Raw genomic sequence first — 13,566 nt, forward strand, 5'->3', positions numbered from 1 at the left:
AAGGTCAATCTTCGTGGCTTCGATTATTTTTCCGGCGGTTGCGGCGTCGGAGTGGAGGGACCTTGGTCCCCGTATCGCTCTTCGATATATTGGCGAATTTCCTGCAGGGAGTTGCCTTCCTTTTTCATAGCCACCGCGTCACGCGCGATGTTGATGCAGATGCCTCAGGTGGCACCCATCCGATCCCAGGCCACGTTACCGTCTTCTCCTTTGTCCTGAATGAAACAATGGGCATTATGTCCGTGGCCCTGCGAGCCGCAGCCACAATAACAGGGCATGTGTTCAAGCAAGTCGGTGTGAGCGTAGGCCAGCCGATATGCTTCCTGGGCTCGAGGTGGGGCGGATAGGATAAACTCCGGCAGCTCAACCTTTACTTGTTCGGCTTCTTTCGTTAAGTCTTGCAGGCTTTCTTCGGAAGGGCCGCTGGTTGCACCGGAGCATCCGGTCAGTGCCAACAGGAGCATCAATCCCAATAGCAAAGCTCGTTTCATCCCTACACCTCCATTCTGAAAAAACGTGCTTCGATTCTAGCGATGACGATAAAATCGTAACGGATGGTTGGTTAGAAAACAAGTGATGGGGGTGGAATAATGAAATGGTGTTGACACGGTCTCGAAGAGCAGATCCCAACTTTAAGGCAACTGGAAGGTACGATGACAAGCTTCAGCGACAAAGGGGTCATGGGTGACGATGATGATGGTTTTGCCTTCTCGATTAAAATTATTTAAAATTTCTAATATACCCTCGCGGTTCTCCGCATCCAATGAGCCCGTCGGCTCATCGGCCAGAATTAAGTCACAGGGCTTTAGCAGAATTCTCGCCATCGCCACCCGTTGCTGTTCCCCGCCGGAAAGTTCATGGATTTTTTGTTTGAAAGAAAGGTTTAACCCCACCTGTTCAAGGGCGTCTCTTTTCATCCTCTGCTTTTCCTTTTTGTTCTTTTTTGCATAGATCAATGGGATGTCCAAATTTTCATCAACCGTCCCATTATCGATTAACGCATAGTTTTGAAACAGATTGGAAAGTCGGGTTCGTAATATATGATGAGCTTTTCTGGAGTGGCTGCTCGGTTTTTCCTCGCCAAATAATTTGACTGTCCCTCCATCCGGGTTTTCCAACATGCCCATAATATTTAAGATCGTAGTTTTACCGGATCCGCTTTTTCCAGTGATAGCGACCATCTCTCTTTCATGGACAGTCAAGTCGATTTGGTTTAAGACGAGGTGATCACCGTATCGTTTCGTTACGTTTTTTAGCTCACAGACTGGTGGCATACAGTTATTCTCCTCCTTTTATTACCGAGACCTTGTTCCGTCGTTCCATCACAGTCAGAGAGAGAAAGGTGGCCAGCGTCTCCAAGCTCAGCAAACTGAAAATGACGAGGAGAACATGGGGATCTGTGATTCCGGTTATCCATCGTAGCCCCAAGATCCGATCTATCGCGAAACTGAGCACGACGAAGGCGACTGATGTCACGAGCCACCAAATGAAAACCCTTCGATAGGTCATGAAGAAGCCGATTCCGAACAAACGTTGGACCACAAATCGTTTCTGGTGTTTATGGAAAAGAATTAATAGGTTTTGCACGATCAAATACGCAAATACGCTTGCTTAAGCCCAGCATGGAGAGAAGAGATGTGCGAATAGAGGCTTTTAACCGGGCCACTTCTTGCGATAAAAATTGGGAAAAGGTGAATACACTATTTTGTTTGATCTGGTCATCGATTTGGTGCCGATCAAATTCTGGTTGTAGCTCTTTATAGGTGAGTCTTGGATCTTTGTCGACCAACTTGAGTTTTAAATGATCGTTCAGTCCACCGCCAAGGATCCCACTTCTATAGGTAAATAAATGGTTTTCCTCTGTTTTCACGTGAATGATGGGGTCGTGAATCATATTTTGTTCGGTTGGGAATACATCCGGATTGGAACTGAAAATGCGTTGCCCTTCAGCTAACCAGATGATTTTCAATTTTTGGCCCTGATCGGTCGTTAAGTAAAAATCTCTGATGTTTTCTCTTTCATAGAAGTGACGAATATCTTCTTCCCGATCTCGATATTGTTCGGGGACGAGCAACACCCAGTCCTCACTCTTTTCTGATACTTGAATCGGCTGTCCTTCACGATCAACGACTGGAAAAGCCTTTAAATAATTAGGGTTAACTGTGATTGAGCGAATATTGTTGGAATCACGATTCAATAACAGTGCATTTTCTTCATAATCGGTGGCATCGATGTATAAAGCCCCTCGGTGATTGAGAAAAGGATAGAGTTGATCTAGTGCTTGATCATCTCGATACATCTCCTTTTCAAATTCATCCCTCGTATAGGCAGTGCTATGGCCGATGGAAGGTTGCAGTAGACCATAGTCATCCATCTGACTCCAATGCTCTAGCTGTCCTTGTTGAGCATCGATCTGCTCCTGCTGGGCTCGCAATGAAAATTAATACTAGTTTATACATTTTAGGAAATCAACAAAATTAAAAAACATATTTTGACATTATTCGACGCTAAAACCCCCTTGTTTTCAAGTGATATCGAAAGATGTGATTAAAGTTTTCAGTCGGTTCCGATTCCGTGTCTTCTGTCTCTGGAACTTGGATGGTGAAAGAATCGTAAACAGTCGTTCAATATCAATTTGGGACCCGTTACCCACAGTGACTGTGCGGGGAAATGGTAACAGACTCTGGACTACCACCTCTGAGGAGTCATCTGGATGGTTGCCGCATTTTGTATCTTCCTTCGGAGAATAACAGCAAACTGTAAAAAGCGCTCACCACACCGGGTGAGCGCTTTTATCGCATGTGTAGTGATTATCCGTTCCGCGGAGCCCATAACATGATGATAACACCGGCCATGCAGAAGAGGGCACCCAGCCAGTCGTCACGGTCTGGAACCTTTTGATCGATTCCCCATCCCCACAGAATGGAGAGAATGACGAAGATGCCGCCGTAGGCAGCGTATACCCGTCCAAAGGATGGGAAGTTCTGGAGAGTGGGGATCACCCCATAGAGCACCAGGATCAGAGAGCCGATCACTCCGTACCCGATGGATGTTCCTTCTCGGATCCAGAGCCACACCAAATACCCGCCGCCGATCTCGGCCAGCCCGGCCAAGAGAAAGAGTGAAATCGATTGGATCATAGACGTTCGTCCTCCTTGCACTTTATCGTTTGATGCTTTACCGCTTTTCTTGGTGTGTTTGTTCCCTGTATGGCCGGTCGTTCCCGAAACCGGATGAAGACATATACTCCGATGACGATCAAGAGGCCGCCCGTCCATTGCAATGGGCCAGGCTGTTCGCCAAATATCCAATAGGCAAGGAGAGAAGCGCCGACCGGTTCACCGAGGATGCTGACCGAGACGGTGGTGGCCGGCACCCATCGGATCACCCAGTTGAGCAGGCTGTGACCCAACAAGGTGGGGAAGAGGGCGAGTAGGAAGAAGAGGATCCAGTCCTGGGATGAATGAGCCAACAGCGGTTCTCCGGAAAAAAGACAGGCGATGGCTAACAACAGCCCGGCGGTCCCGTATACCAGGGTGGTGTAGGTAATGAGGGAGAGGCGCTGGCGCAGGTGCTGACCCGCTAGCCAATAGGCGGTGACCATTACCGCCCCCGACAGGGCGAGGAAGTCGCCGAACAGAGCGTTTCCTCCCAGAGCGAAGTCTCCCCAACCCAAAATCATCCCCCCGCTGACGGCCAGTCCCGCTCCGGCCAGCGCGGTGATATGGGTTCGTTCTCGAAATAAGAAGTAGGCACCTGCAAAGGCGAACACCGGTTGCAGCGTCACCAACACCACCGAGCTGGCCACGCTGGTGTATGACAGGGAGGCGAACCAGAGGGCGAAGTGGAGGGCCAGAAATACCCCCGACAGGAGGGTGAGCGCCCAGTCCCGTCCTTTCATCCAACGCAGCTCCTGGCGATGTCTCCACCAGAGCGGTAACATCAAGCCGGTAGCCAGCAACAGGCGCCAGGCGGCGACGACGGTGGAGGAGGCGGCTGCCAGCTTAACCAGGATGGCGGAGAAGGAGATAAACAAGACTCCAATCCCCAGGGCGAGGTAAGGGTGAATCGGGGGGCGATGGGACATATGACTTCCTCCTTCTGTGTGGTTGCAGCTGGAAGTACATACCGGCCCATGGTAAAATGGTGTTGCTTTATGTAAGGGCTCGACTGCACTGTTATCGCCCATTATATCCCGGGTCTTCGTTCTTGGACAATGACGCGGGATGGTAACTTCGATATATGGAGGTCCATGATGGACAAACTGGTTTTGATCGACGGAAATAGTATCGCCTATCGGGCGTTTTTCGCCCTTCCGCTGCTACAGAACAACAAGGGTACCTACACCAATGCGGTGTACGGCTTCGCCATGATGCTGATGAAGGTGCTGGAGGAAGAAAAACCGAGTCACGTGCTGGTGGCCTTTGATGCCGGTAAGATGACTTTCCGGCATCGGGACTATAAGGATTATAAAGGAAAACGGGACAAGACCCCCGACGAGTTTTCCGAGCAGATCCCGCTGATGAAGGAGCTGTTGGATCGTTTCGGCATCCGCCACTTTGAACTGCACCAATACGAGGCGGATGATATTATCGGGACACTGTCAAGAAAAGCGGATCAAGAAGGCTTTTCGGTGACGATCGTGACAGGGGACAAAGATCTTTTGCAATTGGTGACTGACAAGGTCCATCTCCTGATGACGAAAAAAGGCGTCACCGACACAGATCGTTACGATCCGAAAAAGATTGATGAGAAATACGGCTTGAAGCCGGAGCAGATCATCGACTTGAAGGGTTTGATGGGAGACCCCTCCGACAACATTCCCGGGATCCCCGGCGTGGGGGAGAAGACCGCCCTGAAGCTTTTGAAGCAATTTGAATCTGTGGAAGGGGTTCTGGATAACATCGAGGATCTCCCCGGCAAAAAGCTGAAGGAGAAGGTGGCCGATAACCGGCGTGACGCGGTCTTGAGTAAAGAGTTGGCCACGATTATGTGTGAGGTGCCCCTCGACTTCAGCCTGGATGATTTGAAATATGAAGGCTTCTCTATCGATCGCGTGTCGCCGTTGTTGAAAGAGCTGGAGTTTAAATCCCTATTGGAACGGATCGGCGGGGCGGGATCGTCGGCAGATGAGGCAGAGGAGATGGAGAATATCTCCGTGAAGAGGGTCCAACCCGATGAGACGGCGGAGTGGGAATCCTTCCTGCAACAATCCCCTCTGACGCTTTATTTGGAGATGAGCAGTGAGAATTACCATCGAGCCGACCTGTTGGGGGTGGCGCTCTCTGACGGTGAACAACATCTCTTTCTCGATTGGGAAACGGCTGCTGGCTGGGAGGCTTTTGCCCAGTGGCTGCAGGATCCGGAGCGGGAAAAGTGGTGCTATGACATCAAAGGTAACCAGGTGGCCTTGAGGAGACAGGGGTTAAGCTCCGACGGCTACAGCTTTGATGTCATGTTGGCCTCCTATCTGATCAATGCCTCCGATTCCGCCCATCAACTCTCTGACATCGCCCAGCGACGGCAGATCGGTGGGTTGCCGGAGGATGAGGCGGTTTACGGGAAGGGAGCGAAACGGCGCCAATTGACCGGTCAGGAACTGGCGGAGCATTTGGCTCGTAAGGTCCACACGATACATCAGCTGAAGCCGATTCTGGAAAAGGAACTTCAGGAAAATCACCTGGACGCCCTCTTTTTTGAGTTGGAACTACCTATCACCCACGTTCTGGCCCGCATGGAGCTCGCTGGAGTCCAGGTGGACCGGGAGCGGCTTCAACAGCTGGGTGAGGAGCTGCGGGAGCACCTGGAGGAATTGACAGCGAGGATTTATGAGCTGGCCGGGACCGAGTTTAATATCAACTCACCTAAACAATTAGGGGAAATTCTGTTTGACAAATTGGGGCTCCCAGTGATCAAAAAGACGAAAACCGGTTACTCCACCAGTGCTGAGGTGCTGGAAAAGCTGGCGCCACAGCATGATATTGCCGAAGAGATTTTGCATTATCGGCAGGTGGTGAAGTTGATCGGGACTTACGTAGACGGCTTGCTGAAAGAGATCTATCCCTCGACGGGGAAAATCCACACCCGTTTCCATCAGGCGATCACCGCCACCGGCCGCCTGTCCAGCTCCGACCCCAATCTGCAGAACATTCCCGTTCGGCTGGAAGAGGGGCGTCGCCTGCGTCAGGTGTTTGTACCCTCTGAGGAAAATTGGTTGATACTGTCGGCGGATTACTCCCAGATCGAGTTGCGGGTATTGGCTCACCTGTCCGGGGATGAAAAACTGATCGAAGCTTTTCAAAAGGGTATGGACGTTCACACCAAGACGGCGATGGACGTGTTCGGCGTCTCCGCTGAGGAAGTGACCCCGCTTATGCGCCGGCAAGCCAAAGCGGTCAACTTTGGGATTGTCTACGGGATCAGCGACTACGGATTGTCCCAAAATCTAAATATCCCCCGCAAGGAGGCAGGGGAGTTTATCCGTCGCTATTTTGACAGCTACCCCGGTGTGAAGCAGTATATGGATGATATCATACAAAAGGCGAAACAAGATGGGTATGTCTCCACGATGCTGCACCGGCGGCGTCAACTGCCGGAGATTAACTCCCGCAACTTTAACCGGCGAAGCTTTGCGGAACGGACGGCGATGAACACCCCCATTCAGGGCTCAGCTGCAGATATCATCAAAAAAGCGATGGTCCAAATGGACGAGGTGTTAAGGCGAGAAGGGTGGAAAGCCCGTCTTCTCCTTCAGGTGCACGACGAATTGATCTTCGAAGTGCCGGAGGAGGAAACGGATGCCTTGTCAGAGCGGGTCCGCCGTGTGATGGAGGGACCGGTGGAGCTTGCCGTTCCCCTGAAAGTGGACGTTAACACCGGTCGGACCTGGTACGAAGCGAAGTAACACCAGGGAGAGGGGAAACCATGCCGGAACTGCCTGAAGTGGAAACTATAAAACGGACCTTGGAACATCAGATTGTGGGAAAAACAGTGGACGAGGTTTCGGTGTTCCTGCCCCGGATCATCAAAGAGCCCCCGGATCCGGAGCTGTTTGGAGAAATGCTGCAAGGGCGGACAGTAAAAGGAGTGGGACGTCGCGGGAAATTCCTTCTCATCCATTTGGACCCATGGGTGTTGGTCTCCCACCTGCGCATGGAAGGGCGCTACTGTATGGAATCCAGTGAAGCCCCGGTAGAGAAGCACACCCATGTGATTTTTCGGTTTACAGACAAAACGGAACTCCGTTATCGCGACGTCCGTCAATTCGGAACCATGCATCTGTGGCCCAAGGGGGAGGAGTTGGAACGGCTGCCGCTGGTGAAGTTGGGACCGGAGCCCCTATCGGAGGCGTTTACCCCGGAGATGTTTGCGCAGAGATTGAGGAGCCGGAAAACCCGGATGAAGGCCCTCCTGTTAAATCAGGAATTCCTGAGCGGGCTTGGCAATATCTATGTGGATGAGTCCCTCTTTTCTGCAGGCATCCATCCGGAACGTCCGGTGCAGTCGCTCACTGACGACGAGGTGAAACGTCTCTATACCAGCATTCGTTCCACTCTAGTGAAAGCGATCGAAGCGGGGGGCTCCTCCGTTCGAAGTTATGTGAATGGTAATGGTGAGATGGGAATGTTTCAGTTACGTATCCAGGTGTACGGGCGCCGGGGCGAACCCTGTCCCCGCTGTGGCGAACCGATCGAACGCCGGGTGGTGGCGGGAAGAGGTACTCATCTGTGTCCCCGATGCCAGCGATGATGAACACAAACTGCAGCAAAGGAGGGGGCGCCTATGAGGGTGGGTTTGACTGGCGGGATCGCCACTGGAAAAAGCACTGTGTCCCGCATGCTGCGACAGCGGGGGGCGGCGATTGTCGACGCCGATCAGGCGGCACGGGCTGTGGTGATGCCCGGTTCCGAAGGCATTCGCAAGGTGCGGGAAGCCTTCGGAGATCAAGTGATTGCAGCAGACGGCAATCTGGACCGGGCTGCCCTTCGGAACATCGTGTTTCAGGATGAAGCAGCTCGGAATAAATTGAACGGCATTCTTCATCCGCTGATTATCGAACACATGGAGGAAGAAGTGGCTCGGTACCAACAAGCGGAAGAGGAACGCCCCGTCATTCTGGACGTTCCACTTTTGATTGAGGAAAACTTGACCGAATTGGCGGAGCTCGTCGTCGTGGTATACCTTCCCGAGGACCTGCAATTGAAACGGTTGATGGAACGAGATGGGATTTCGGCGGCTGAGGCCCGGCGCATGGTTGGGGCCCAAATGCCTATTGAAGAAAAAAAGCCGTTTGCCGACGTACTGATCGATAATACCGGATCGTTGGCAGACACGGAAAGACAGGTTGATGCACTATGGCGAATTCTGGTATCCAAAAATGGATCCGACCGGCTATAGCGGCCCTGCCTTCCAAACGTAAACTGGGTCTAGCTTTCATTTTGCTGCTGGTTTTTCTCGTGGTGGCGACCCCGCTGTTTAATCGGTGGATGTATCCTTTGAATTATGAGGAGAAGATTTTGTACAGCGCCGAAACCACCGGTGCCGACCCTTTTTTGGTGATGGCCATCATCCGGGTGGAGAGTAAATTTAAACCGGACGTGGAGTCCCATGCAGGTGCCCAGGGACTGATGCAACTGACGCCCAATACGGTGGAGTGGGTTGTAGAACGGGGGAAATTTTCCCCGGCATTTAAGGATGAGGTCCATGATCCTGCGATCAATATCCACATGGGTAGTTGGTATATCTCTGGATTGCTGAAAGAGTTTGATGGAAATAAGATTGCTGCTATCGCCGCTTATAATGCGGGACCAGGAAATGTGAAGAAATGGTTAGAAGAAGGCCGTTGGGATGGAACAAGGCGCAATCTCGGCCAGATTCCCTTTGGTGAAACACGCCATTATGTGCAGCGGGTAGTCTTTTTTCAACAAAAATATCGGGCGCTTTACTCTCATTTGATTAAAGAGCGTGACACATTTACCCGTCCTCAGTAAAGTTTCGCCCATTTTTCCGTCCTTCTCATTGCAATATGTGACATACTGATTATAATAGTAAGGGAAAACGGTATGTTATATATAGAAGGAAGGGGAAACCTATGCCGCTGCGGATTGCGATTAACGGATTTGGACGGATCGGACGGATGGTGTTTAGGAAAGCCATTCAGGAGGAATCGTTGGAAGTGGTGGCGGTGAATGCCAGCTACCCAGCTGAAACCCTCGCCCACTTGGTGAAATATGATACCATTCACGGTACAGTGGATGATGACATCCGAGGAGACGGAGACCGGCTGATCGTCAACGGCAAAGCAGTGCAACTCGTCTCCGACCGGGATCCGGAACGCCTTCCCTGGTCCCAGTTGGATATCGATATTGTCGTGGAAGCGACCGGCAAGTTCCGTGAGCGGGATGGTGCCGGTCTTCATCTGAAAGCGGGCGCCAAAAAAGTGGTTATTACGGCACCGGGGAAAAATGAGGACGCGATGATTGTGATGGGCGTAAACGAAAGCGATTACGAACCGGAACAACATCACGTGATCTCCAACGCCAGCTGTACCACGAACTGTCTGGCGCCAGTGGCCAAGGTGCTTCATGAAGCGTTCGGGATTGAACAGGGTCTGATGACAACGGTTCACTCCTATACCAATGATCAAAAAAACCTGGATAATCCCCATAAAGATTTGCGACGGGCCCGGGCTTGCACCCAGTCGATCATTCCGACGAAAACCGGGGCTGCATCGGCGATCGGGCAAGTGATTCCTGGGTTGAAGGGGCGGCTGAACGGACTCGCCCTTCGGGTCCCGACACCCAATGTTTCCATCGTCGATCTGGTTGCCGATCTGGCATGTGATGTTACCGTCGACCAAGTGAACGATGCGCTGAGGCGCGCAGCGGAAACGGATATGAAGGGAATCATCGATTATTCGGAGGCGCCCCTCGTCTCCTCTGACTTCAACGGGAACCCCCATTCCGCCATCGTAGATGCCACGTCCACGATGTTGATCGGTGACCGACAGGTAAAAGTGCTTGCTTGGTATGACAACGAGTGGGGATATTCCTGCCGTGTCGTCGACCTCTTAAAATATGTAGGCCGTCCGTTTCTTTCAAAGAATGCCCTGTCCCATGAACATATGACGGTATAATTGATAAGCTATTACGGAGCATCCTCGGCTGAACCGGGGATGTTTTGTTTTGCGAAGATGGATTTCACCGGCTGAGGCTCCGTTTCTTGTGGTATAGTTAGGACAAACTTCATTCCGCTCGTCGGCAGGAAGTCCGCCAAAAGGAGGAGTGCGATGATGCGTTGCCCATATTGTCATTATCTGGGGAGCCGGGTTTTAGATTCCCGTCCCGCCCATGAAGGAAAATCGATCCGGCGGAGGCGCCAGTGCGACTCATGCGAACGGCGGTTCACTACCTTTGAAATGGTGGAGGAAAAACCCTTGATCGTCATCAAAAAAGATGGCAGCCGGGAGGAATTCAGCCGAGAAAAGCTGTTGCGGGGGTTGATTCGGGCTTGTGAAAAACGGCCGGTTCCCATGGAAACGTTGGAAGAGCTGGTCGACCAGGTGGAACGGAGTGTCAGAGAACAAAATGCATCGGAAATTCCCACTCGGGAAATCGGCGAATTGATCATGGAACGGCTGGTCAGTGTGGATGAGGTAGCCTATGTCCGGTTCGCTTCAGTCTATCGCCAGTTTAAAGATATTAATGTCTTTGTGAGGGAATTGGAAGATCTGTTAAATCGCTCCCGCCATCCTTTGGCGGAGAAAAAAGGAGAGGAACACGAGGAAAACGGTGATTCCCGGGGGAAATCCGGTTTGTGATGGACAGGCTCACCTGTTACAATAGAAATCCATCTTTGAAGCGTCGGGGAGGTTGTCCGCATTCGGACGCCGCTGTGGGGTGCAAGGGAAAGCCCTGCTGCTTGGAAAGTGTATCAGAAAAGGTGGCGTTGCCGTATTCGCCGAGGAACATAGCTTACAAAGACGCTTAGGCAGCAGATTGCTAGACCCGGTAGGCCTGCGCGAGACCGGGAGCTTGGTGTGACGAAAATGTCACCCATCGTGCTGCTTTCTTTTTTCGACACATCGGTACCCGCGCTTTTAGTGAACGGATCGGGAGGCTGGGTTCATGTCGATCGCATGGAAGGATAACACTCCAGGGGATATGTGGATCAGTCACAGCCGCCGTCCGGTACAACCGACGGATCAGATGGTTTTGCTTAGCTTATATCAACCTCTGATCGGGGCTGCGGCAGTCAGTCTTTATCTTACTTTGTATCATTGTCTGCCTCTGGATCGCCCTGGGGTATCCCGCCGTTATTCCCACCTGGATTTGATGAAAATGCTTCAACTGCCCTTAGACAAGGTGGTCCAGGCCCGTTATCGGTTGGAGGGGGTCGGCTTATTAAACACGTTCCAAAAACAAGCCGAAGATCAGAAACTGCTTGAGTACGAATTGGTTCCTCCCCTTTCCCCTGTCGGTTTTTTTCAGAGTGATGTGTTGAGTGTTTCGCTCATCAACCGCTTGGGGAAAGATCGATTTCGCGATCTGTATGAGAAATGGGTTGTCTCCGGTACTGAAACCAGATCCAACAGAGGGAATGAGATCACCAAATCCTTCCAGGACGTATTCCAATCCTTGTCACCTGCTGAGATCCGGTCGGCAGCGGAAGTGGAAGAGGAGTTACCGCAACCGGTGGCGGAGTCGGATGGCTGGGTCGATGAGGGACAATCCCCGGATTTTTCCAAGGGAGACGACGACGATTTGACGATGGTAAAGGCTCGGTTGCGCCATGTATTGAAAGAGAGTGCCTGGACATCACAGGTGGAGGAGCAGATTCGGGAAATTCAATTTCTCTACCGGCTAGATGATTGGGATTTGATTCGAGCGCTACAAAACCCCTACGTGACCCAACAGGGGGAGATTGATTTCTCTCGGCTGCGCTCCTTCGTGCGGAGCCAGTATCGCATGAGCTTTGGTGGTGAGCCGGTGATTGTCGACCGCCATCGCGTTGAATCTCATAAACCAGCCCAGGAGCAGGAGGGTAAAGCGAGACGGGCAACACCACAGGAAAGTGAGGAGGAGCGACACTTCCGTATGTTGAATGAAGTGTCCCCGATGGAGCTTTTGGCCCACTTTCAAAAGGGTAACCGGATCCCCAAAGCGGATTTGGAGCTCGTGGAGGATTTGATCAACAATTACGGGCTTCCGACTGGAGTTATCAACGTTTTGCTGGAGTATGTGCTGTATTCATATGATTACAAGCTTCCCCGTGCCCTCGTGGAGAAAATCGCCGGCCACTGGGCCCGCAAAAATATTCGAACCGTGGAAGAGGCGCGGGAATCGGTCCGAAAAGAGTTGGATTGGGAGTGGAAACGGGGGACGAAGGGAGGCGGGAAACGGCTCTCGGCTGCCAACCGGAAGCGGCCGAAAAAAGAGGATTCTCTTCCTAAAGCTGTCGCTCAAGCGATGGAGCGGGAAGAGAAGGGGGAGCGTCCCCAGAGTGAAAGAGTGGATCCGGAGACGGAAGCTCGCCTTCGGGCGAAGTGGAAGCGGATGAACCAGCGACTCAACCAACGGATGCAGAAGAAGGGGGCTGACGAGTGATGGAACGGATCGATAAAGTGGTGGCCCCGCTGAAAAGCCGATTGCAAAAACAGACCGATCCGGAGAGGGAGTTGGACCGGATCCTCGACCATCCCTCCCTCCGCTCTTTCCGGCAACAGCATCCGGAATACCCGAGGGAAATGTACCGGCGGTCCCTTCCTCAATTGCGGCAGATGGTGACAGAGCGGAAGCATTGTGACCATTGTCCGGGTTTGAATCAATGCCCCAACCTGGTGCCGGGATATCGGACGGAACTCCAAGGATTTGGAGGGTATTTGGACTTGAGGCTGGCTCCCTGTGAGAAACGGATCGCCCAGGAAGAGGAACACCGCAGAAAACAGCTGATCCGCAGCCACTATATCCCGACGGATATCATCCAGGCCACATTTGATCAGATGGAATGGGATTCGGGACGGGCCGACGCGATTGAAGCGGTGATGGATTTTTGCGAGCAATTCGAGTCTGGACGCCCCCGCAAAGGATTGTATCTGTACGGCCCCTTCGGGGTCGGTAAGAGCCGGATCGCGGGAGCGATGGCCCAGTATCTCGTCCGGTACGGGATCGATTCCCTGATGGTTTATGTGCCTGATTTTGTGCGGGAAATCAAGGAGTCGATCCGGGACGGCCAGATTCAGCGCAAGCTGGATGCCCTTCGACAGGCGACGGTGTTGATCATGGATGATGTAGGAGCGGAAAATATCACGCCGTGGATCCGCGATGAGATTTTCGGTGCTATTCTGCAATACCGCATGGTTGAAAAGTTGCCAACGGTCTACACGTCCAATTTGGGACTGGATGAGCTGGAGGAACATTGGGCCCATTCAGATAAAGGTGGCATCGAGAAAACCAAGGCAAAGCGAATTATGGAGCGCATCCGTCCCTATGTGGAGGTCTGTTATGTGGACGGCCCCAATCGGAGGCTGGTTTGACTCAAATAGGGTCTTGCGCTCTGGAAACCCAC

Annotated in this window: 14 protein-coding genes; 8 read left to right on the plus strand and 6 right to left on the minus strand. The window is 52.2% G+C overall.

Annotation, left to right across the window (positions count from 1 at the left end):
• Nucleotides 1–23 precede the first annotated feature (23 nt).
• The 6 genes from BLP91_RS09055 to BLP91_RS09080 all read right to left on the minus strand — a co-directional run bounded on the left by BLP91_RS09055 (nucleotide 24) and on the right by BLP91_RS09080 (nucleotide 4,087).
• A complete protein-coding gene (locus tag BLP91_RS09055; protein WP_342670282.1) occupies nucleotides 24–491 on the minus strand; it encodes a PCYCGC motif-containing (lipo)protein in 468 nt (155 codons plus the stop codon).
• A gap of 141 nt (nucleotides 492–632) precedes the next feature.
• Entirely contained in the window at nucleotides 633–1,274 is a 642-nt protein-coding gene (locus tag BLP91_RS09060) for an ABC transporter ATP-binding protein (RefSeq protein WP_091569906.1), read from the minus strand.
• Nucleotides 1,275–1,278: 4 nt separating this feature from the next.
• Entirely contained in the window at nucleotides 1,279–1,587 is a 309-nt protein-coding gene (locus tag BLP91_RS17535; RefSeq protein WP_425412208.1) for a DUF1430 domain-containing protein, read from the minus strand.
• Nucleotides 1,559–2,434 (minus strand): hypothetical protein, encoded by an 876-nt coding sequence (locus tag BLP91_RS09070; protein WP_143003512.1) that lies wholly within the window; start codon nucleotides 2,432–2,434, stop codon nucleotides 1,559–1,561. Before BLP91_RS09070 ends, BLP91_RS17535 begins: the two co-directional genes overlap by 29 nt.
• Nucleotides 2,435–2,810: 376 nt before the next feature.
• Nucleotides 2,811–3,140, minus strand: a complete 330-nt coding sequence (locus BLP91_RS09075; RefSeq protein ID WP_091569911.1) for a YnfA family protein — start codon at nucleotides 3,138–3,140, stop codon at nucleotides 2,811–2,813.
• Nucleotides 3,137–4,087 (minus strand): DMT family transporter, encoded by a 951-nt coding sequence (locus BLP91_RS09080; protein WP_091569913.1) that lies wholly within the window; start codon nucleotides 4,085–4,087, stop codon nucleotides 3,137–3,139. The genes BLP91_RS09075 and BLP91_RS09080 overlap by 4 nt, the downstream gene beginning before the upstream one ends.
• A 165-nt stretch (nucleotides 4,088–4,252) precedes the next feature.
• Here BLP91_RS09080 and polA point away from each other — a divergent pair, with 165 nt between their 5' ends.
• The 8 genes from polA (at nucleotide 4,253) to dnaI (ending at nucleotide 13,534) form a co-directional block, all read left to right on the plus strand.
• Nucleotides 4,253–6,904 (plus strand): DNA polymerase I, encoded by a 2,652-nt coding sequence (gene polA, locus BLP91_RS09085; RefSeq protein WP_091569916.1) that lies wholly within the window; start codon nucleotides 4,253–4,255, stop codon nucleotides 6,902–6,904.
• A gap of 20 nt (nucleotides 6,905–6,924) precedes the next feature.
• Complete coding sequence (mutM, locus tag BLP91_RS09090; protein ID WP_091569919.1) at nucleotides 6,925–7,749, plus strand: DNA-formamidopyrimidine glycosylase; 825 nt, start codon at nucleotides 6,925–6,927, stop codon at nucleotides 7,747–7,749.
• 33 nt (nucleotides 7,750–7,782) lie between these two features.
• Nucleotides 7,783–8,397 (plus strand): dephospho-CoA kinase, encoded by a 615-nt coding sequence (gene coaE, locus BLP91_RS09095; RefSeq protein ID WP_091569922.1) that lies wholly within the window; start codon nucleotides 7,783–7,785, stop codon nucleotides 8,395–8,397.
• Nucleotides 8,355–8,990 carry a lytic transglycosylase domain-containing protein gene (locus tag BLP91_RS09100; RefSeq protein ID WP_091569925.1) on the plus strand — a complete coding sequence of 212 codons (636 nt, stop codon included), beginning with the start codon at nucleotides 8,355–8,357 and terminating at the stop codon, nucleotides 8,988–8,990. Before coaE ends, BLP91_RS09100 begins: the two co-directional genes overlap by 43 nt.
• A 101-nt stretch (nucleotides 8,991–9,091) precedes the next feature.
• On the plus strand, nucleotides 9,092–10,135 hold the full coding sequence (locus BLP91_RS09105; protein ID WP_091569928.1) for a glyceraldehyde-3-phosphate dehydrogenase: 1,044 nt from the start codon (nucleotides 9,092–9,094) through the stop codon (nucleotides 10,133–10,135).
• 156 nt (nucleotides 10,136–10,291) lie between these two features.
• Nucleotides 10,292–10,819, plus strand: a complete 528-nt coding sequence (nrdR, locus tag BLP91_RS09110; RefSeq protein ID WP_091570066.1) for a transcriptional regulator NrdR — start codon at nucleotides 10,292–10,294, stop codon at nucleotides 10,817–10,819.
• A gap of 307 nt (nucleotides 10,820–11,126) precedes the next feature.
• Nucleotides 11,127–12,605 carry a replication initiation and membrane attachment family protein gene (locus BLP91_RS09115; RefSeq protein ID WP_091569930.1) on the plus strand — a complete coding sequence of 493 codons (1,479 nt, stop codon included), beginning with the start codon at nucleotides 11,127–11,129 and terminating at the stop codon, nucleotides 12,603–12,605.
• On the plus strand, nucleotides 12,605–13,534 hold the full coding sequence (gene dnaI, locus BLP91_RS09120) for a primosomal protein DnaI (protein ID WP_091569932.1): 930 nt from the start codon (nucleotides 12,605–12,607) through the stop codon (nucleotides 13,532–13,534). The genes BLP91_RS09115 and dnaI overlap by 1 nt, the downstream gene beginning before the upstream one ends.
• Nucleotides 13,535–13,566: the final 32 nt, after the last annotated feature.

Origin of the sequence: Melghirimyces thermohalophilus, assembly GCF_900102685.1 — a bacterium.
In the GTDB taxonomy this organism is placed as follows: Bacteria; Bacillota; Bacilli; order Thermoactinomycetales; family DSM-45169; genus Melghirimyces; species Melghirimyces thermohalophilus.

Excerpts from the sequence above, each read along its gene's own strand:
- BLP91_RS09115 (WP_091569930.1), top strand. The coding sequence starts at position 11,127 with ATGTCGATCGCATGGAAGGATAACACTCCAGGGGATATGTGGATCAGT.
- polA (WP_091569916.1), top strand. The coding sequence starts at position 4,253 with ATGATGGACAAACTGGTTTTGATCGACGGAAATAGTATCGCCTATCGG.
- BLP91_RS09060 (WP_091569906.1), bottom strand. The coding sequence starts at position 1,274 with ATGCCACCAGTCTGTGAGCTAAAAAACGTAACGAAACGATACGGTGAT.
- coaE (WP_091569922.1), top strand. The coding sequence starts at position 7,783 with ATGAGGGTGGGTTTGACTGGCGGGATCGCCACTGGAAAAAGCACTGTG.
- mutM (WP_091569919.1), top strand. The coding sequence starts at position 6,925 with ATGCCGGAACTGCCTGAAGTGGAAACTATAAAACGGACCTTGGAACAT.
- dnaI (WP_091569932.1), top strand. The coding sequence starts at position 12,605 with ATGGAACGGATCGATAAAGTGGTGGCCCCGCTGAAAAGCCGATTGCAA.
- BLP91_RS09080 (WP_091569913.1), bottom strand. The coding sequence starts at position 4,087 with ATGTCCCATCGCCCCCCGATTCACCCTTACCTCGCCCTGGGGATTGGA.
- nrdR (WP_091570066.1), top strand. The coding sequence starts at position 10,292 with ATGCGTTGCCCATATTGTCATTATCTGGGGAGCCGGGTTTTAGATTCC.
- BLP91_RS09100 (WP_091569925.1), top strand. The coding sequence starts at position 8,355 with ATGGCGAATTCTGGTATCCAAAAATGGATCCGACCGGCTATAGCGGCC.
- BLP91_RS09105 (WP_091569928.1), top strand. The coding sequence starts at position 9,092 with ATGCCGCTGCGGATTGCGATTAACGGATTTGGACGGATCGGACGGATG.
- BLP91_RS09075 (WP_091569911.1), bottom strand. The coding sequence starts at position 3,140 with ATGATCCAATCGATTTCACTCTTTCTCTTGGCCGGGCTGGCCGAGATC.